The 19,716-nt window shown below is 51.7% G+C and carries 19 protein-coding genes and 1 other annotated feature; of the genes, 8 read left to right on the top strand and 11 right to left on the bottom strand.

Going from position 1 to position 19,716, the window contains the following annotated elements; translation table 11 throughout:
• Window positions 1-9 precede the first annotated feature (9 nt).
• The 3 genes from thrB to thrL all read right to left on the bottom strand — a co-directional run bounded on the left by thrB (window position 10) and on the right by thrL (window position 3,581).
• Entirely contained in the window at window positions 10-942 is a 933-nt protein-coding gene (gene thrB / locus JC793_RS02220) for a homoserine kinase (RefSeq protein ID WP_166706948.1), read from the bottom strand.
• Window positions 943-945: 3 nt separating this feature from the next.
• Window positions 946-3,405 (bottom strand): bifunctional aspartate kinase/homoserine dehydrogenase I, encoded by a 2,460-nt coding sequence (gene thrA, locus JC793_RS02215; RefSeq protein WP_218427352.1) that lies wholly within the window; start codon window positions 3,403-3,405, stop codon window positions 946-948.
• Between the two features lie 29 nt (window positions 3,406-3,434).
• Window positions 3,435-3,550: a sequence feature (Thr leader region), on the bottom strand.
• Window positions 3,492-3,581, bottom strand: coding sequence for a thr operon leader peptide (gene thrL, locus JC793_RS02210; RefSeq protein ID WP_071243218.1), 90 nt, complete (start codon window positions 3,579-3,581; stop codon window positions 3,492-3,494). Its footprint overlaps the feature before it by 59 nt.
• Before the next feature lie 615 nt (window positions 3,582-4,196).
• Between thrL and arcA the strand changes: the two genes are divergently transcribed.
• On the top strand, window positions 4,197-4,913 hold the full coding sequence (arcA, locus tag JC793_RS02205) for a two-component system response regulator ArcA (protein WP_004237112.1): 717 nt from the start codon (window positions 4,197-4,199) through the stop codon (window positions 4,911-4,913).
• Between the two features lie 78 nt (window positions 4,914-4,991).
• On the opposite strand, the gene creA is transcribed toward arcA, so the two are convergent.
• A complete protein-coding gene (gene creA / locus JC793_RS02200) occupies window positions 4,992-5,483 on the bottom strand; it encodes a protein CreA (protein ID WP_146257328.1) in 492 nt (163 codons plus the stop codon).
• A gap of 211 nt (window positions 5,484-5,694) precedes the next feature.
• Here creA and robA point away from each other — a divergent pair, with 211 nt between their 5' ends.
• Window positions 5,695-6,615, top strand: coding sequence for an MDR efflux pump AcrAB transcriptional activator RobA (gene robA, locus JC793_RS02195; RefSeq protein ID WP_166706946.1), 921 nt, complete (start codon window positions 5,695-5,697; stop codon window positions 6,613-6,615).
• Between the two features lie 73 nt (window positions 6,616-6,688).
• Here the strand turns inward: robA and gpmB are convergent, their stop codons facing one another.
• Window positions 6,689-7,336: a 2,3-diphosphoglycerate-dependent phosphoglycerate mutase GpmB gene (gene gpmB, locus JC793_RS02190; RefSeq protein WP_107680494.1), complete on the bottom strand. Its 648-nt coding sequence runs from the start codon at window positions 7,334-7,336 to the stop codon at window positions 6,689-6,691.
• Between the two features lie 187 nt (window positions 7,337-7,523).
• On the opposite strand from gpmB, the gene yjjX reads away from it, so the two are divergent.
• A complete protein-coding gene (gene yjjX / locus JC793_RS02185; protein ID WP_004242112.1) occupies window positions 7,524-8,060 on the top strand; it encodes an inosine/xanthosine triphosphatase in 537 nt (178 codons plus the stop codon).
• Window positions 8,061-8,110: 50 nt separating this feature from the next.
• Here the strand turns inward: yjjX and JC793_RS02180 are convergent, their stop codons facing one another.
• Complete coding sequence (locus JC793_RS02180) at window positions 8,111-8,653, bottom strand: GNAT family N-acetyltransferase (protein WP_054423606.1); 543 nt, start codon at window positions 8,651-8,653, stop codon at window positions 8,111-8,113.
• A 169-nt stretch (window positions 8,654-8,822) separates the two neighbouring features.
• Between JC793_RS02180 and JC793_RS02175 the strand changes: the two genes are divergently transcribed.
• Window positions 8,823-9,686 (top strand): helix-turn-helix domain-containing protein, encoded by an 864-nt coding sequence (locus JC793_RS02175; RefSeq protein WP_166706944.1) that lies wholly within the window; start codon window positions 8,823-8,825, stop codon window positions 9,684-9,686.
• A gap of 1 nt (window position 9,687) precedes the next feature.
• Here the strand turns inward: JC793_RS02175 and trpR are convergent, their stop codons facing one another.
• Both trpR and sltY read right to left on the bottom strand, forming a co-directional pair.
• Complete coding sequence (trpR, locus tag JC793_RS02170) at window positions 9,688-9,993, bottom strand: trp operon repressor (protein ID WP_004237105.1); 306 nt, start codon at window positions 9,991-9,993, stop codon at window positions 9,688-9,690.
• Window positions 9,994-10,103: 110 nt separating this feature from the next.
• On the bottom strand, window positions 10,104-12,029 hold the full coding sequence (gene sltY / locus JC793_RS02165) for a murein transglycosylase (RefSeq protein WP_218427350.1): 1,926 nt from the start codon (window positions 12,027-12,029) through the stop codon (window positions 10,104-10,106).
• A 613-nt stretch (window positions 12,030-12,642) separates the two neighbouring features.
• On the opposite strand from sltY, the gene ettA reads away from it, so the two are divergent.
• From ettA to JC793_RS02150, 3 genes are all read left to right on the top strand, one after another.
• On the top strand, window positions 12,643-14,310 hold the full coding sequence (gene ettA / locus JC793_RS02160; protein WP_046894053.1) for an energy-dependent translational throttle protein EttA: 1,668 nt from the start codon (window positions 12,643-12,645) through the stop codon (window positions 14,308-14,310).
• Between the two features lie 137 nt (window positions 14,311-14,447).
• Window positions 14,448-14,699: a YoeB-YefM toxin-antitoxin system antitoxin YefM gene (gene yefM, locus JC793_RS02155; RefSeq protein WP_046894052.1), complete on the top strand. Its 252-nt coding sequence runs from the start codon at window positions 14,448-14,450 to the stop codon at window positions 14,697-14,699.
• Complete coding sequence (locus JC793_RS02150; RefSeq protein ID WP_052926004.1) at window positions 14,696-14,950, top strand: Txe/YoeB family addiction module toxin; 255 nt, start codon at window positions 14,696-14,698, stop codon at window positions 14,948-14,950. The genes yefM and JC793_RS02150 overlap by 4 nt, the downstream gene beginning before the upstream one ends.
• Before the next feature lie 330 nt (window positions 14,951-15,280).
• On the opposite strand, the gene nadR is transcribed toward JC793_RS02150, so the two are convergent.
• From nadR to serB, 3 genes are read right to left on the bottom strand one after another with little or no spacing between them, the layout of a single operon-like run.
• Window positions 15,281-16,543, bottom strand: coding sequence for a multifunctional transcriptional regulator/nicotinamide-nucleotide adenylyltransferase/ribosylnicotinamide kinase NadR (nadR, locus tag JC793_RS02145; protein WP_046894050.1), 1,263 nt, complete (start codon window positions 16,541-16,543; stop codon window positions 15,281-15,283).
• A gap of 15 nt (window positions 16,544-16,558) precedes the next feature.
• Window positions 16,559-17,947: a DNA repair protein RadA gene (gene radA / locus JC793_RS02140; protein WP_046894049.1), complete on the bottom strand. Its 1,389-nt coding sequence runs from the start codon at window positions 17,945-17,947 to the stop codon at window positions 16,559-16,561.
• 25 nt (window positions 17,948-17,972) lie between these two features.
• Window positions 17,973-18,950: a phosphoserine phosphatase gene (gene serB / locus JC793_RS02135; RefSeq protein ID WP_166706942.1), complete on the bottom strand. Its 978-nt coding sequence runs from the start codon at window positions 18,948-18,950 to the stop codon at window positions 17,973-17,975.
• A gap of 101 nt (window positions 18,951-19,051) precedes the next feature.
• Between serB and JC793_RS02130 the strand changes: the two genes are divergently transcribed.
• Window positions 19,052-19,711 carry a YtjB family periplasmic protein gene (locus tag JC793_RS02130; protein ID WP_046894048.1) on the top strand — a complete coding sequence of 220 codons (660 nt, stop codon included), beginning with the start codon at window positions 19,052-19,054 and terminating at the stop codon, window positions 19,709-19,711.
• The last annotated feature ends 5 nt before the right edge of the window (window positions 19,712-19,716 follow it).

The raw sequence follows: 19,716 nt of genomic DNA, 5'->3' as shown, positions 1-19,716 counted from the left end.
TTTTTACCTTTATGCACTTATCTGACGTGCGCCTTTGAGATCGAGACGGCACAGATGGACAAACCCTTCGCTGTTCTGCAAATACTGTGTGTTGAAGACATCCGCTGCCTGCTCTGCCGCTGATTTACTATCGCAGACCGCAAACAGCGTCGGCCCGGAGCCGGAGATACCGCATGCCTTCGCGCCGCGGGCAAGTACCTGCTCACGGACAGCATCAAAATTCGGCAGCAATTCACGGCGGTACGGCTCCGCCACCACATCGCGGATCATGGCGGCGGCCAGATCGGCCTGTCCGGTGTGGCAGGCGTGGATAAATCCGGCCAGGTTGCGCCCGTGACTGACAATATCCGCCCGTGAATAGGTGGCCGGTAAAATCGCCCGTGCCTGCGCCGTGGAGACTTTAATGCCCGGATACGCCATCACCCAGTACCAGTGTTCAAAGCCCGGTACCGTCTGGCTGACGCTGTCGCCGGTTTCAATATTGAGCTGTAATCCGCCCAGGAAACAAGGTGCGACATTGTCATAATGCACACTGCCGGAGATACGCCCTTCCATCTCACCCATCAGGCGCAGCAGTGACATCTCATCCAGCGGCCTGCCGGTGTATTCATTCAGTGCCACAAGAGCGGCCACCACCGAGCAGGCGCTGGAACCTAATCCTGACCCCACCGGCATATTTTTCTCCAGCACCATGGCGACCGGCAGATCGTCATTAATGATCTCACTGAACCGCTCATGGCACTGATATACAATATTGTGCTTCGGATTCACCGGCAGTTTACCGGCAAAATGACCGCTGTTTCTGAGTGAAAACGTCTCTGCTTTCGCGATGGACACACAGTCACCAAGCAGCGCCCCGCTGACCGGAGACACTGCCGCACCCAGCACATCGAACCCCACACTTACATTCCCGATTGACGCCGGTGCATAAATTTTTATCACGTTTTACACTCCCAGTTTCCATGACATTGTCCGCAGCACGTCCGCAAACACCCCTGCCGCTGTCACATCATTCCCCGCGCCGTAACCGCGCAGTACCAGCGGGATTGGCTGATAGTAGCGGGTATAAAACGCCAGGGCGTTTTCGCCGTTTTTCACTTTATACAGCGGATCATTGCCGTCTGCTTCCGTGATTTTCACCTGACAGCGGCCGTGATCGATAATGCCAACATAGCGTAAAACGCGCCCTGCTTCTGCGGCTTTCGCCACACGCGCAGCAAAGGCCGCATCCAGTGACGGCAGATTCGCCATAAAGGTGTTCACATCCCCGGAGGCATCAAAATCCGGCGGCAGCACAGAATCCACCTCAATATCCGCCAGCTCAAGAGAGAGTCCCGCTTCACGGGCGAGGATCAGCAGCTTACGTGCCACATCCATCCCGGAAAGATCATCACGCGGGTCCGGTTCGGTAAAGCCTTTGGCTTTAGCCGCCGCAGTTGCCTCAGACAGTGACATCCCCTCATCCAGCATGCCGAAAATAAAGGAGAGCGAGCCGGACAGAATGCCGCTGAACTGCACCAGTTCATCCCCTGCATTGAGCAGATTTTGCAGGTTTTCAATCACCGGCAGCCCGGCACCGACGTTGGTGTCATAACGGAACTGACGTTTTGAGGATGCCGCCGCACGGCGCAGTTCATGGTAATAATCCATGGACAGCGTGTTAGCTTTTTTATTCGGCGTCACCACGTTGAAACCGTCTTTCAGGAAATCCGCATATTGCAGGGCGATTTCCTCATTCGAGGTACAATCGACAATCACCGGATTGAGGAAGTGATATTCTTTTTCCAGACGGATCAGACGGCTGAGACTGAACGGCTCTTTGGCCTGCGACAGCGACTGACGCCAGTCCTGTAAATCAATGCCGCGCATATTGGTCAGCATCGCTTTGGAGTTGGCGATACCGCAGACCCGCAGATCGATGTTTCTGGCTTTCAGCCGTGCCTGCTGACGATGGATTTGTTCCAGCAGCGCACTGCCGACCCCGCCGGTCCCCACCACAAACACTTCCACAATGCGATCGGTGTTAAACAGCATCTGGTGGCACAGGCGGACTCCGGCAGCGGCAAGATCATTATCCACCACCGCAGAGATTGAGCGTTCGGACGAGCCCTGTGCGATAGCAATGATATTGATATTGGCGCGGGTCAGTGCCGAGAAGAACCGGGCGGAAATCCCTTTGAGTGTCCGCATACCATCCCCGACCACGGAGACAATAGCCAGGTTATCCAGCACATCCAGCGGGTCGAGTACGCCCTCTTTCAGCTCCAGATAAAACTCCTCTTCCAGCGCCTGCTGAGTACGTGCCTTGTCTTTCTGCGCCACACAAAAACTGATGCTGTATTCGGAAGATGACTGTGTAATCAGCACGATGGAAATATTACGGCGGGACATCACGGTAAACACCCGTGCCGCCATCCCGACCATTCCTTTCATTCCCGGCCCGGAGACGTTAAACATCGCCATGTTATTCAGGTTGGTGATCCCCTTCACCGGCAGGCTGTCGTCACGCTGGCCGTCACCGATTAATGTGCCCGGCGCATCCGGATTGAGCGTGTTTTTAATCAGGCACGGGATCTGGAACTGCGCAATCGGCGCGATAGTGCGCGGATGCAGGACTTTTGCCCCGAAATAAGAAAGCTCCATCGCTTCCTGATACGACATGCCTTTCAGCAGACGGGCATCCGGCACAAAACGCGGATCGCAGGTATACACACCGTCCACGTCAGTCCAGATCTCACAACAGGAGGCGCGCAGACAGGCAGCCAGCACCGCGGCGGAATAGTCGGAACCGTTACGCCCCAGCACCACCAGTTCGCCGTTTTCATTACCGGCTGTGAATCCTGCCATCAGAATGATGTGATCCGACGGAATATTCAGTGCGGAAATACGTTTTGTTGATTCATGGATATCAACAGTGGATTCCAGATAACCGCCGACCGCCAGCAGATTCACCACCGGATCAATCACCGTAACCTTATGACCGCGGGCTTTCAGCAGTGATGCCATCACGGCAATGGAAAAACGTTCACCGCAGCTGATCATATTGGCATTGATGCTGTCCGGACACTGCCCCAGCAATGACACGCCGTGCAGAACCTGACGTATCCGGCTGATTTCCTGCTCTGTTTCGTGCTTCAGCCGGTCATATTCAAAGCCCGGCACGGCATCACGCAACCCGTCCAGAATCGCCCCGAGAACAGCTGCGGCATCGTGTACCAATGTGTTTGCTTCCTGCCCGCTGACGGTCTGCTCCACCATCGCCACTAAGTAATTAGTGATTTTCGCCGGTGCCGAAAGCACCATAGCGAGCTGTCCCTGCGCGAGTTTTTTCTCTGCGATTCCTGCGATGTTCAGTATGCGATCCGCGTTTGCCACGGATGTTCCGCCAAATTTAAGTACACGCATGTGTTACCTGCTCCTGCCATTTTTAGTCCAAAAAAAAAGCCCGCACAGTCAATTGTGCGGGCTTTTTTCGTGATTTCAGATATGCGTCAGCCCGCACCGCCGGTGGTAATGGTGGTGGTGGTCGTAATAATAATCATGGTCAGGCTGTGATTACGCATGGAGTTCCTGTCTGTCATTTATCTGGTTAACCCTATTACGGTTAAAGGAAAGGCAGTGTGATGTCAAATTATTCTTCATATTTGCCGTCAGAATCAGACAGTTTGAAGCTGATCACATATCAGAATAAAAAGAAATGACGGTAAATTAACGCAGGTATCGCATCATCAACCGGCATTTAATTTTACAGAACCCTGAATTTCTGTATTTTTTCACTTTTATCGTGCAAGTTACGTTTTTCGCGGTTTATCCGGCAAAAAAATGTACAATAATCAGACAAGTCAGATATAATGCTTAACATTGTAGCTCTATTTATTTGACAATCATTAAAACCCGCAATTAACAATTGAAAATAGTGTTAACGTGCTACAATTGATTTTGATATGTATCAACAAAGGTTAGATTTCCGGATGGTAAATGATTGGGTTGCTGTTATATTGGTGTTAATAGACTAATATTGGTACGAATCGTTTCAATTCTTTACTTTTTGAATTGAGTGATTGTTAAAATGCGGTCTGAACAAGATTTTTTTCTGTTCGTGGTGATGTACCGGACATAACCACAACGATACCGGTACAGGTTACACGGACAGATAATCAGATTTCTTATTATTCTAAGTAATTTAGGTAGCGACTATGCAAACCCCGCATATTTTAATTGTTGAAGATGAGATCGTCACACGTAACACCCTGAAAAGTATTTTTGAAGCAGAGGGTTACGTGGTACATGAAGCCACTGACGGTGCAGAGATGCATAACGTACTGTCAGACCATGATATCAATTTGGTTATCATGGACATCAACCTCCCGGGAAAAAATGGTCTGTTGCTGGCGCGTGAGCTCCGCGAACAGGCAAATGTGGCACTGATGTTCTTAACCGGCCGTGATAATGAAGTAGATAAAATCCTCGGTCTGGAAATCGGTGCTGATGACTATATCACCAAGCCGTTTAACCCGCGTGAACTGACTATCCGCGCGCGTAACTTACTGTCACGGACCATGAATCTGGCCGGTGGCAGCGAAGAGCGCCGCAGTGTGGAAAGTTACAAGTTCAACGGCTGGGAACTGGATATCAACAGCCGCTCATTAATCGGACCAACCGGCGAGCAGTACAAACTGCCGCGCAGTGAATTCCGTGCAATGCTGCATTTCTGTGAGAATCCGGGCAAGATTCAGACCCGTGCTGAACTGCTGAAGAAAATGACCGGCCGTGAACTGAAACCGCATGACCGTACTGTGGATGTCACCATCCGCCGTATCCGCAAGCATTTCGAGTCCACACCGGATACCCCGGAAATCATCGCCACCATTCACGGCGAAGGTTACCGGTTCTGCGGCGACCTCGAAGAGTAATCTTCCGCTGCGGTAACATTATACGATATTCCCGGTGCCGCTCAGCGTCACCGGGGATTTTTTGATCCTGCTATCCGCTTACTTTGTCCACGGCATAATCGGGACCGCACTCAGGGCATTCTTCGGTGAACCGTCGACCACTTTATCTGAATAGGTCAGATAAATCAGCGCGTGACGTTTCTCGTCATAGAAACGAACCACCTGTAACTTCTTGAATACCATAGATGTCCGTTTCTGGAATACCACCTGACCTTTATCTTTGCGGCCTTTTTTCACTTTGTCACTGACCGTGACCGGACCGACCTGCTGACAGGAAATCGCGGCATCAGAGGTATCTTCCGCCAGACCAAGCCCGCCTTTTATCCCGCCGGTTTTTGCCCGGCTCAGATAACAGGTAACATTTTCCACATCAGGATCATCAAAGGCTTCCACCACAATTTTGTGGTCCGGCCCCAAAATTTTGAATACGGTATCCACAGAGCCGACTTCTTCAGCATGGCTCAAAAAGGATAACGAACTCAATGAAATAGCTGTAATAATTCCCAGTATAGACTGGCGAGTCTGATTCATAATCTTAATAGCCCAAGAAAATCATTTGAAAATTGTATGATTTTAAAGATAATCCATGTTACCAGTTTATGATAGTCGCCCTGTTCTTAAAACATTTTTTCCGGCCAAAAGTAAGAATTGGTAAATGATTATCTCGTTGATAATCACTCAAGTTAGAATATAAATTCGTTATATCTCTTTCAGAACTTCATCAATCCAATAAGGGAGATGTATGGATCAGACCAGCATCATTCGCGATTTACTCCGTTGGTTAGATGAGCATTTAGATCAGCCACTTTCCCTCGATAACGTCGCTGCGAAGGCAGGCTACTCCAAGTGGCATTTACAACGTATGTTCAAGGACGTCACCGGTGAGGCCATCGGCGCATACATCCGTGCCCGCCGGTTGTCACGCGCAGCCATTGCGCTGCGGCTGACAGCCCGTCCTATTTTAGATATTGCATTACAGTATCGTTTTGACTCTCAGCAAACCTTTACCCGCGCATTCAAGAAACAGTTTAATAAAACACCGGCACTGTACCGCCGTCTTGACGAATGGTGCTCTGACGGTATTTGCTCTGCCATCCGGCTGGATGACACACCACTGCCTGAACACGAGTTTGTCACACTGCCGGCGCGTACCGTAACCGGAATTGAACACAGTTGTTCACACCGTCTGGAGGACTGGGCAACCGCCTGTACGCATATGCGTCAGGAATTCTGGCTGCATCATATTTCCGTGGCGAAAACCATTCCGGATTATGTTTACGGGCTGTACAGCACAACGCGCAATCCGGATAAGGAAGATGAGCAGACGGTTACTTATACCACCGCTGTTGAGAGCGAGTTTGCCGCGTTCACCACAGAGGAAAATGTCAGGGAAATGGAAATGCCGGCCGGGGAATATCTCTGCTTTACCTTCAATGGCGTTCCTTACCGCGGGGCGATGCAGGAATTTCTGTTCACCATTTACGGTCAGTGTGTACCGCACCTGGGCATCACCCGCCGCCGCGGCTACGATATTGAGCGTTATAAGCTGAGAAAAGGGACTGACATCCGCTATCCGGATGTGGCGGATGTGGATGAATCCGATCCGCGCCATCATATCGAGGAATTTAAATACTATATTCCAGTCAGACGTGACCCGCAGTAACGACTCCCGCAGAACAAACACCGCCGCCGGTGGTGTCTTGTTCACCCGGCGGTGTCTGATATCACCGAATCACTCAGCGCTGCACTTCATCCAGCGACGGCAGGCTCAGATGAGTCGTATCACCGGCCGTTTCAACCACCCAGCCATCCGCCAGCCACGGGCTTTCCTGATATTCCAGAACGGATAATGAGCAGTTACGCAGACGCAGGCGGCGTTCCGCATAAGCCGGCAACCCGAGCACAGAGCCAATCAGGCATCCCAGCGCAATACCGTGACTGACCAGCAGGACTTTACTGCCTTCCGGCAGATCCAGCGTACTTTCCAGCGCCGCCCGCATCCGGCTTTCCAGCTCTGCGAGAGACTCACCTTCCGGAATACGCCCGTCTTCCGCACCGTTAAGCAGACTTTTACGCCAGCTCTCTTCTTCTGCGGTCAGGGTATGAATCTGACGTTTTTCCAGTACGCCCATATTGAGCTCACGCAGACGCGGGTCAGCAATCACCTCACAGCCGCAGGCATCCGCAATAAGTTTTGCGGTCTGTTGTGTTCGGCCCAGATCACTGGCGATAATGTGGGTGATACCTTCATTTTTCAGACGCGCGGCAACCTGCTTCGCCTGATCGATACCACTTTGGGTTAACGGACTGTCAGAATGACCCTGGATACGGCGCTGAACGTTCCATTCAGTTTCACCGTGACGGACAAGAAATACCTGTGACATAACTATCAATCTCTGCTTTTACTGTGTGAAAGTTTGATTACCCCGCTACCATACCGTAAAAACATTCCCGGGATCACGCTTTTCCCTGAAACAATTTCACTGCACAGCCATGTCTAAAAAAATCTGCGGAAAGCCGTCAATATTCGCTATACTGCGGCAAACAAAATTACGTGGATAGTTAATTATCATGTTTCATATCATCGCAGCGACGACTAATCCGGCCAAAATTCAGGCTATCCGTTCCGCTTTTGAAGTGGTACTGGGTAACGGCAATTTTGATATTGAAGATGTAAATGTGGACAGCAGTGTGCCGCAACAGCCAATCGGGAATACTGAAACCCGTACCGGTGCCCGCCAGCGCGTCAATGCCGCCCGTCAGGTCAGACCGGAAGCAGATTTCTGGGTTGGTGTTGAGGCGGGTATTGAAGGCGATATGACATTTGCCTGGATTGTGATTGAACACCGCCAGCTGCGCGGGGAATCCCGTTCCGCCAGTCTGATGCTGCCGGAAAAAATTCTTGCGGGGATCCGTGAAGGCCGTGAACTGGGTGATGAAATGGCTGACCTGACCGGGGTCGAAGATATCAGACAAAAAGGCGGGGCGATCGGTTTCTTCACCGGCGGTGCGCTGACCCGGACCAGTGTCTATGAGCAGGCGATTATCCTGGCGCTGGTGCCTATTCAGCATGAGATTTATAAATCCCTGAATACCAAAGAATCCTGATCTGAATAACCGGACCGGTAATAACCGGCCCGGTGACCTTTCCGGCACCGTTACTGCTGTGCCAGCCACTCTTCCCGTGTAATACGGCTGATATGTTCAGTCCGGTAATCATTCAGGAACTGATTGAATTTATTTTCTTCCGTATGATGATGACGGAATCCGCATTTGGCCTGCGCACGATGCGACTGTTCATTGTTTTCAAAATAACCGCACCACAGCGCATCCAGCTCCAGCGTTTCAAATGCATGGCGCATCACCTCTCTGACCGCTTCCGGAATCAGCCCCTGCCCCCAGTACGGCACACCAATCCAGTAGGCGATTTCGCCTTCCCGCTGACTGATATCAAAGTTGCTGTTTTCACCGATCAGAATCCCGATGCATCCCACCGCCCGTCCGCTATCCTTCAGTTCTGTGGCATAAACCTCATCGAGGTTAAAGACGGTACGGATAATATCCGCACTTTCCGCAACGCAGCTGTGCGGCGGCCAGCCTGCTATCGGGCCGACACGGTCATCTTTTGCCACTTCATATAAATCTGCGGCATCGGTTTCTGCCCACGGGCGCAAAATCATACGTTCTGTTTCTAATTTCATACTGCTTACCTTACTTCAGTTATACATCCAGCCATACCGGCTCTCTCTGTGATGGCAGGCAGTGTAAACTGACGATGGTTATCCGGTAAGCAACAAACCTCCGCACTTTCGGTACTTTTGAAAACTATTGTGATAAATTTTCGCTTATATCTGTTTCAGGATGGCAAAAATGACAACTCATGACAGCGAACTGACAGAACTGGTTCCGGTATTAACAGAAGAAACAGACACGCTTCTGACAGGAGAGAGCACACTGGCGGATCATGGCGGAGTACCACTGACGTTCGGCAGCGCCTATCTTGCCCTGCTGATTTGCCGGGCGGGATACGCGAATATGACACTGAATTTTAAACCTCATGCAGTGAGGGCGGGGGATATTCTGGTGCTGGCGGAAGACACGATTGCGCTGCTGAAAAAACGCTCACGGGGTTTCCGGGTATTTTACTGTCTGATCCCGGCGACCTTTTCAGCCGAAATCGCCTATGTTCTGCCTAACCCGCTGTTTCTGTTTCTGCATGAATATCCGCGCTGTATTCCGTTACCGGCAGAAAAACCGCTGCTGTCGATGTGGCTGGCACAAATGCGTGACATCACCCGCAACAGTCCGGTTTACCGGCATATCATGCAGCGTAATCATTTACAGAATCTGTTTTTGCGGATAGCGGAAAGAATGCCGCCGGATGCCCTTGCCGCCACACAGAAATACAGCAGAAAAGAGACACTGTGCTGGCAGTTCTGGGAGCTTATCTGCCGCCACAGCCGGGAGCACCGGGATGTGCAGTTCTATGCGCGGCAGTTAAATATCACGCCGTTTTATCTGTCACAGCTGACTAAAACGTTTTTTAATCATTCGCCCAAATCACTGATCAACCGCCGGGTTGTTCCGGAGATCAAAACACTGCTGCGGTACAGCACGCTCTCTGCGGAGCAGATCGCAGATAAGCTGCATTTTAATGATCCGTCTTATCTGTGCCGCTATTTCAGGCGGGAGACCGGCGTTTCTCTGACCGCTTACCGGCGGCAGCATACCTGAACTATTTTTTACCGGAGAGCAGCTCCTGCTCCAGCCAGGCTTTTACCTCTTCCGGGGCATATTTCAGGCTGTTGGAGCCGCGGGTGATGGTTGCAATTCCGACGCCCAGCTCACTTTTCAGTTCACGCTGGCTCATCTTACCGCGCAGGAGTTCCTCGACGATCCGCACGCGTGTTCCGAGTGCCGTGCGCTCATCAGGGGTAAACAGCAGCTGAAAAAGATGGGATTCAATATCCTGTGAATAGGCGTTGCGCAGCAGGCTGACAAAGCGCTGCCAGTCACTGTCCTGAAGTTGGTCTGTTGTCATGTGTCACCCCATAGGATCGTGAGTACAAAAAGTACCCGTTAACTAGTACAGCCAGAATAACACAAGCCCGGTGCAGCTGTCTTCTGCTGAACCGGGCCGGAAAGGGACTATCAGTAACGCATGGATTGTTCAGAAGGGGTCAGTACATCCGCCGGGCGCTGCCCTTTCAGGAAGTTCTGATAAAAGACATCAAACGCCAGCACATTCTTCACATAACCCCGTGTTTCCGCAAACGGAATGGTTTCCACAAAGGCAACCGCATCCAGCCGTCCGCCGCTGTTGCTCAGCCAGCGGGTTACCCGGTTAGGACCCGCGTTATAAGCGGCACTCGCCAGGATACGGTTCTGACCAAACTGGTTATACACGCCGTTGAGATACGCCGTACCTATCTCAATATTTTTGCGCGGATTAACCAGTTGCGCGGTATTGCTGTAATCCGTAATGCCGTTGTCGCGGACAGTCTGGCTTGCCGTTGCCGGCATCAGCTGCATCAGCCCGGTCGCACCGACCGGTGAACGCGCCTGCGGGTTCCAGGCACTTTCCTGACGGGCTATCGCCATCGCATAGCTTTTGCTGATATTTTTATTCTGTGTGAATTCATCAAACTCACTCTGCCAGGCCAGCGGGAAACGTTCTTCCAGATGATCCCACAGCTTGCCGTTGATCGTTGCCTGCACACTCAGATCCGCCCAGCCCTGTTCCAGCGCATAACGCGCCAGCTGCGCTTTGCGTGCCGGTGTCTGGCTGCTGACCAGGTTCAGCCACTCGGTACGGGCCAGCCCCTCCATCTGCCAGTACAGCAGTTCACGGATGCGCTGAATCTCAGGCAGATTACTGATCGTGTTGTCCGGTTTATCCGCTGCATTAACCATCATGACATACGGTTTGCCCAGACGCTGTGCCGCGACCATCGGGTAAAATCCGCGTCCCTGTGTGATTTTTTCCAGAATGGCATCTGCAGCCGCTTTATTACCGCCTTTTTCCAGCAGCACGGCGCGCCAGTACTGCCACTCCTCTTTCTGCTGCGCATCAGCCGGTAACCAGGTCAGCCAGCGATCCAGATCGCGATCATCGGCGTTGCTCAGTGCCAGACGCACACGGCGTTCACGCAGCGTCACCGAATCCGTTTCCTGAATCACCTCATCACGCCAGGCAGCCTGCTCCGGGGTGACATCACTTCCCATATACTGCCATGCAATGGCATCTTTCAGTTGCTGCCGCTCGCTGTCATTCATTTTCTGGGCGCGCGCCACACTGTTCAGATCCGCGCGGGCGGCATCCGGTGATTTGCGGGCGTAAGCGGAAAATGCAGAAATGGTAGCCTGACGGGTAAAATCAGTCGGGCTCAGTTGTGCAAATGTCACTACCGATGCCGGATTTTTCTGTAAATTAATCAGACCATTACTGATGGTCTGATAAGAAGCAGGTAAACGTTTTGCCAGATAACTGACCAGAGAGGAATTGCCGTTTTTCAGCGCGAGACTGATACGTTCGAGGATACGCTCCGGTGTCAGCCCGCCCGACTGATCCCAGACATCAAATAACTTGTCGCAGGAGGACGGCAGAGAATTACCTGCCGGCCAGATCGATTTTGCCCCGTCGAGCGCAACCTGACGGTTTCCGGTCTGCCAGTTGGCATAATAGTAATCACACTTCGCACTGACCGGTTTCGGCACGGTGGTGCTGAAGCTGATCAACCCCTGCCAGTCATTGCGTTTGGCCAGTTCACTGATAAATTTATTTTTCAGGCTTGCCGCTGACGGCAGATTCGGATGAGTATCCGTAAAGGTTTTCACCTGACCGGCTGTCAGCAGGCTCATATCCTGTGTCAGCTCACGGTATTCCAGATAAGGATAGAGCGGGTAGTCCCGCAGTGACGGCATCAGGCGTTCCACTTCCGCCATATTATTGGCATCCCACGCAGATTTGACATCCTGATAGCGCTGACGCTGCTCACTCAGTGAATCCGCTGACGCCAGTGCTGAAAACATCAGCATGCTGAGGGCCGCCACGCCCGGCCATGTACATTTCCTCATAATCTGCTCCTGTCTCCTTAATCCCGTTTATCTGTAGAATACTTCAGACCCTGATACACAGTGTAAGTGCCCTGCTCAGCAGACACAAATCATACCGTTGTACCGGATAACCAGACACTAAAAAATGATATTATTCAGAATATATGTCTGACTATTCATATTGTGTATTCCCTATGCCATAAATGATGGATTACCCGCCAATAAGTAGTTGTATAATCTGGCATCAGAGACGCAATTAATATATAATATTTTCAATTTAAAAATTATCATGATAACAATTTGAAATACTGCTTGCTGCGGTAAGCAGGAACCCGAACTCTATATCTATAAGAAGTGAAGATATTTAAGACGACTCCGGTCGTTTTTTTTTTTATAAAACCGCAGCTTCCGGCGCGGGGTATCACACCAGTTCCGTTCCGCTATGATACGGATCCCGCCTCCGGCACTATCATCGTGAGAATAAATCAGGCCAATGTTAGAATGCGTGATCTGCTGTACCCGCCGGTCACTGCCGGCAACCGGGCAATACTGACACCGGAGTGGCTTTAACTAAACGTAAAACTTAGTCATAATGCCCCACAGATGCCCCATCAACGAAAAAAGGTATACTACATTGGCTCAATACGTTTATTCGATGCACCGTGTCGGCAAAATTGTGCCGCCGAAGCGTCATATACTGAAAGATATCTCTCTGAGTTTCTTCCCGGGCGCCAAAATCGGTGTTCTCGGCCTGAATGGTGCCGGTAAATCAACCCTGCTGCGCATTATGGCAGGTGTGGATACCGATATTGAAGGTGAAGCACGCCCGCAGCCCGGCCTGAACATCGGTTATCTGCCGCAGGAACCAAAACTGAATCCGGAACACACTGTCCGTGAAGCAGTTGAAGAAGCGGTAGCTGAAGTGAAAAATGCCCTGACCCGTCTGGATGAGGTGTACGCACTGTACGCGGACCCGGATGCGGACTTTGACAAACTCGCCAAAGAACAGGGTGAACTGGAAGCGATTATCCAGTCTCATGACGGTCATAATCTGGAAAACCAGCTGGAACGTGCGGCAGACGCCCTGCGTTTACCGGCCTGGGATGCCAAAATCGGTAATCTTTCCGGGGGTGAGCGCCGCCGTGTGGCTATCTGCCGCCTGCTGCTGGAAAAACCGGATATGCTGTTGCTGGACGAACCAACCAACCACCTGGATGCGGAATCTGTTGCCTGGCTGGAACGCTTCCTGCACGACTACGAGGGCACCGTTGTGGCGATCACCCACGACCGTTACTTCCTCGATAATGTCGCCGGCTGGATCCTCGAACTCGACCGCGGTGAAGGTATTCCGTGGGAAGGCAACTACTCCAGCTGGCTGGAGCAGAAAGATGCCCGTCTGGCGCAGGAAGCTTCTTCCGAAGCTGCCCGCCGTAAGTCTATCGAGAAAGAGCTGGAGTGGATCCGTCAGAATCCGAAAGGCCGCCAGTCCAAAGGCAAGGCCCGTCTGGCCCGCTTTGAGGAACTGAACAGCGTCGAGTACCAGAAACGTAACGAGACTAACGAACTCTTTATTCCGCCTGGTCCGCGTCTGGGTGACAAAGTGCTGGAAGTGGAAAACCTGACCAAATCCTACGATGGCCGCACTCTGATTGATAATCTGAGTTTCTCTCTGCCGAAAGGCGCGATCGTCGGGATTATCGGGCCGAACGGTGCGGGTAAATCCACCCTGTTCCGCATGATCAGCGGTAAAGAACAGCCGGATTCCGGTACGATCACTCTCGGTGATACCGTCACTATCGCATCTGTCGATCAGTTCCGTGATGCGATGGATGATAAGAAAACCGTCTGGGAAGAAGTCTCCGGCGGGCAGGATATCATGCGTATCGGCACCACTGAAATTCCGAGCCGTGCTTATGTCGGGCGCTTTAACTTCAAAGGCGTTGATCAGGGCAAACGTGTCGGCGAATTATCCGGTGGTGAGCGTGGTCGTCTGCATCTGGCGAAACTGTTGCAGGTCGGCGGCAACATGCTGCTTCTCGATGAACCGACCAACGACCTGGATATCGAAACCCTGCGCGCACTGGAAAACGCCCTGCTGGAGTTCCCGGGCTGCGCGATGGTCATTTCCCATGACCGCTGGTTCCTTGACCGTATCGCTACCCATATCATCGACTATCAGGATGAGGGGAAAGTGGAGTTCTTCGAAGGTAACTTCAGTGAATATGAAGATTACAAGAAACGGACTCTCGGCGAGGCCGCACTGGAGCCGCACCGCATCAAGTACAAACGTATGACCAAGTAGGTCATATGACCAAAAAAGCCGCGTGGTGAAAATTACGCGGCTTTTTTTTCCCCCCGCACACATTGTACAATAACTTGTACCTGAAAGGCCGGTAAGCTATACTCTTCCTGTACAGAATTCGTACATGAGGAATCAAAATGAAAACATTAACATACAGTGAAGTACGGCAGAATCTCACCGCTGCGATGAATGAAACAGTGGATGACCGTATCCCTATTTTGATTACCCGGCAGAAAGGCACTGCATGTGTATTATTATCACTTGATGAATATCAGTCTCTGGAAGAGACCGCCTATTTAATGCGTTCACCTAATAACGCGCGACGTTTAATGGATTCCATTGATGAATTGAATGCCGGCAAGGGACTCAAAAAGGAAATCAATGAATGACATTGACGTTTTCGTCTCAGGCATGGGAAGACTATCTGTACTGGCAAAATACAGATAAAAAAACCCTCAGACGTATCAACGAATTAATTAAAGCTGCACAAAGAACGCCTTTCTCAGGTATAGGAAAGCCGGAACCACTGAAGAATAATCTCTCCGGCTGGTGGTCGCGGCGAATAACAGAAGAACACCGGTTAGTTTACCGTGTCACTAACCAGGGTGTTGAGGTGGCGGCCTGCCGGTATCATTACTGAAAATGCCGCGTGGTGAGGAACCGCGCGGCATTTTTGGTTGGATGGATAAAAGAGTGTTTTTTGTTACGGGTATTACATTGAACCTGGTACTTAAGGTACAACCGAAGCTGACTTACTACTTCATATTTACCGCTTTCTAACACTAAAACCGATCAACAAATCAATCAGTTAACACCATCAGTAAAGGGATCCTTTACTCTTCATCTTTCCTCCCTTTGTTGCCCTGAATTCTGCCGGACGCTGTGTGTTGTCCTTGTTCTTTCAGTATAGAAGAGAAAAATAATTTCTCCCGGAAATACCCCGATTAATTTTCAATTTTCTCTGTATTCTTTATTTTTGCTGATCCCCGTCACGAATTTCAGGGGTATCCAGCATCAGCAGATGCTGAACCAAATCCACACATTCAAGAAAACGGGTGTCATAGTCCCCTGATGTCACATGGACAAACTTAATGCCGTTTTCCCGCAGCATACTGATAAGCAGATCCTGAAACGCTTTACGGTCATTATCACTGCCGAGGCTGCGTAACCCGTCCGCCACCCACGGTGTGTTATTTTCCAGCAGGATCACCAGATCAAAGCGGTATTCGGCAATCAGCGCCTGCACAAACGGATGCTCTTTGCCTTCATAGCGTTTGCAAAACGCCTGTGTCGTGACAAAATCCGTATCCACAAAAGCAACTTTATTCGCATATTTTACTGCAAAATCAATGTACTGTGCATGTCCCAGTGCGATTTTGTCATAATCGGAATATTGCAGCGCCATTTCATCGCCGCCCAGATGGGAAAACACGTAATCACGCCCGTATTCCCAGGCACTGGTGGTATTGAACATATTCGCCAGTTTATTGACGAGTGTGGATTTACCGCTGGATTCCCCGCCGAGCACCGCCACGGTCCGCACAAAGAAAGGTTTTACCTCTGTCGGGATATAGTCCCAGTAGCGGAATGGCGCCTGACGGATCTGCCGTCCGCTGATATTCATAAAGGTGCGTTCCGGGTCGATAAGCACCGTTTCGATACCGAACGATTCACGGTAACGCGGCACATCCGCTTTCTCACCTGAATAGATAAAATCCGGTGTGATCCCTTTTTCCCGCATAAACTGGCACACGCCCTGACTCCAGTGTTCCCAGCCGTGCGGATACGGGTCATAGGCATGCTCATCAAATGAGTGAATACGGATATTTTTCTGATACTTAAACGTTTGCAGCAGCCAGCGCAGACGGTCACTGACTGTCGGCTGCTGAGACATAGAACTGTTGATAAATAACGCCTTATCACGCGGCTCGTCATGGCAGAGGATCACATGCAGCTCATCCACCTGGCTGCACGCGCGCTGGATCAGGTAGATATGCCCGGTATGCAGCGGATAAAACTTGCCGAACACCACTCCGACGCTTTTTTTCTTCAGCGGATAATCCAGCCCCAGCGCGCTGTGCAGACTGGCCAGTTTCTGACCGCCGGGACTTTTGATTTTGTTGTTAATCAGCTGGCTGAGATACCCTTTGGTCACCCCGCACTGATCCGCCAGTTGCTGAAGTGTCACACCGGCCTGTTTAATGGCTTGTTTCAGATAGGAAAAATCCGTCATTCTCTGCTGCCTCACTTATTCCAGTTCATCCAGTACAGACAGGGCATCCGATAATTTTTTCACTCCGAACACCTGCATGCCCGGCGGCGGATTTTTCGGGCGGTTGGCATTCGGTACAATCGCCCGCTTAAAGCCGTGTTTGGCTGCTTCCGAGATCCGCTCCTGGCCGCTCGGTACCGGACGGATCTCCCCCGCCAGTCCGACTTCACCGAAAATCACCACATCACGCGGGATCGGCCGGTCACGGAAACTGGACACCAGCGAGAGCAGCAATGCCAGATCCGCACTGGTTTCTGTCACTTTTACCCCGCCGACCACGTTGACGAACACATCCTGATCCGACATCTGCAATCCGCCGTGACGGTGCAGCACGGCCAGCAGGATCGCCAGCCGGTTCTGCTCCAGCCCGACCGCCACACGGCGCGGATTCGACATCATCGAGTGATCCACCAGCGCCTGGATTTCCACCAGCAGCGGACGCGTGCCTTCCCAGACCACCATCACTGAACTGCCGGACGTGATTTCATCCCCGCGGCTCAGGAAAATGGCGGACGGGTTGCTCACCTCGCGCAGCCCCTGCTCCGTCATGGCAAACACCCCCAGCTCATTCACCGCACCAAAGCGGTTTTTATGACTGCGCAGCGTACGGAAACGGGAATCGGCCTCGCCGTCGAGCATGACCGAGCAGTCAATACAGTGCTCAAGCACTTTCGGCCCGGCCAGAGAGCCGTCTTTGGTGACGTGACCGACCATAATGATCGCCACACCCCGGGTTTTGGCAAAGCGGGTCAGATAGGCGGCGGTTTCGCGCACCTGTGCCACACTGCCCGGCGAAGACTGAATATCCGCCATGTGCATCACCTGGATGGAGTCAATCACCATCAGCTTCGGCTGCTCCTGCTCTGCGATCAGGCAAATCTGCTCAATCGCCGTTTCCGACAGCATATTGAGGTTGTCCATCGGCAGTCCGAGACGGTGCGCCCGCATCGCCACCTGCTGCAGGGACTCTTCCCCCGTGACATACAGGGTTTTCATCTGTGCGGCGAGCTGACACATGGTCTGTAACAGCAGAGTACTTTTCCCGGCGCCCGGATTACCGCCGATCAGAATGGCACTGCCAGGCACCACGCCGCCGCCCAGCACGCGGTCAAATTCTTTGAAACCGGTGGAGAAACGCGGCAGTTCCTCAAGACTGATTTCCGACAGCTTCTGCACTTTGCTGATGCCGCTCTGTCCGGCATAACCGCTGAGACGGTCACTGCGTGCCGCCGAAGATGAAACAGAAGCCAGCCGGACTTCCGTGATGGTATTCCACGCCTGACACGCGGTGCACTGCCCCTGCCAGCGGGGATAATCCGCCCCGCACTCATTACAGACAAAGGCGCGTTTTGCTGGTTTTGCCACTCGTGACCCCGTAATAACTGATAAATTAACGTTCTTCGTGTTTCAGACCACCGCTGAGGGTACACATGACCCCCATCAGATCAGCGTGGCGGATAGCCACTTTTGCCCGTGCATAAACTTTCGGTTTGGCATGGAATGCAATTCCAAGGCCTGCTTTTTTCAGCATTTTCAGGTCATTGGCACCATCACCGATAGCCACGGTCTGTTCTAACGGAATATTGAGAAATTCTGCCAGTTTCACCAGCGCCTGTGCTTTGTATTTGGCATCCACCACCGGGCCTTTGACTTTTCCGGTCAGTTTGCCGTCTTTAATTTCCAGCTGATTGGCATAGACAGCAATCAGGCGCAGAGAATCTTTTAAATGATTGGCGTAGAAAGTAAATCCGCCTGAGGCAATCGCGACATGCCAGTCCATCGCCTGGAGTTTCCGCACCAGGCTGGTCAGCCCCGGCATCAGCGGCAGTGTATCCAGTACCTGCTGTAAAATAGCGGCATCTGCCCCGGCCAGCAGGCCGACGCGCGCTTTGAGGCTTTCGCTGAAATCCAGCTCGCCCTGCATCGCTCTTTCTGTCACGTCCGCAACTTCATCACCGACTCCGGCCAGCCGGGCAATTTCATCGATACATTCGATTTGGATCGCAGTGGAATCCATATCCATCATCAGTAGTCCCGGAGAACGCAATTTCGGAATGTTCCCCAGCGGCACCACATCCATCTGAAATTCATCAGCCACACGCTTGATACGCCCGGTCAGGCTGCCCGCAATCCGGACCACCTGATAGTCATCAATCCGCCATGACGAGACCACCACAATTGCCGCACCCAACCGGTGCTGGAAGTCGCTGATCCGCGCTTTATCCAGCCCGCGCCCGTACAGCAGCCAGCCGCTGTCGCCCGCCCGGTAGTCCAGCGGCATGACCTCATCACCGCTCAGGGAAAGAGGAAGACCCGGCCATTTATGGATTTCATTCGGCAAATAACAGTAGGTCAGACTCGTCGACATCAACAGATACTCCTATAATCCCTGATAATATTCATGATGGTAGCAGATAAAAATTGCCGCTTCTGGCAATATGGTGGCGACAACGGAAAAACGGATAAACAATGGCCAAAACGAAGTTAACATTCCGGCTGCACAAAACAGCCATTATTCTGATTTGTCTCGCCCTGATGGTGTGTCTGTTACAGGGCGTGTCTTATTTCAGCCGCGTACACCAGCAGTCGTCAATGGATCAGTTTAATGAACTGGCCTATTCACTGGCACAGCAGGTGGCGTTTAACCTTTCCGATGCTATAGACGATAACGGGAAAGTGCTCAATAAGAAACAGATTACGGCAAATTTAGAGCAACTGACCACCAACAGCCGTATTCTCGATGCCACAGTATATCAGGATGACGGGGTGCAGATAGCAGGCAGCGGCGAGAGTATTACTGTCCGTGACCGGCTGGCGCTGGACGGACAAAAAGCCGGCAGTTATTTTAACCATCAGATTGTCGCTGCTATCCCCGGGAAAAAAGGCCCGAAAGGCTTTCTGCGTCTGACCATTGATACTCACCGGCTGGCCACGGAATCCACTCAGGTGGATAACACCACGAACCTGCTGCGGGTAATGTTACTTCTCGCTCTCGGCATCGGTTTTGTCCTGGCTAATAATCTGCTGCAACTGACCCCGAGCCGCTGGCAGCAATCTCTGTATCTGCTGACCGCTAATCTGAAAAATGAAGATGAGAAGCAGGGGAATAAAGATAAAAAGGATGAATGAAATAA

This window comes from Morganella morganii, from assembly GCF_019242955.1.
GTDB classification, from domain to species: Bacteria; Pseudomonadota; Gammaproteobacteria; order Enterobacterales; family Enterobacteriaceae; genus Morganella; species Morganella sibonii.
This window is presented reverse-complemented; position numbering and strand designations above follow the sequence as displayed.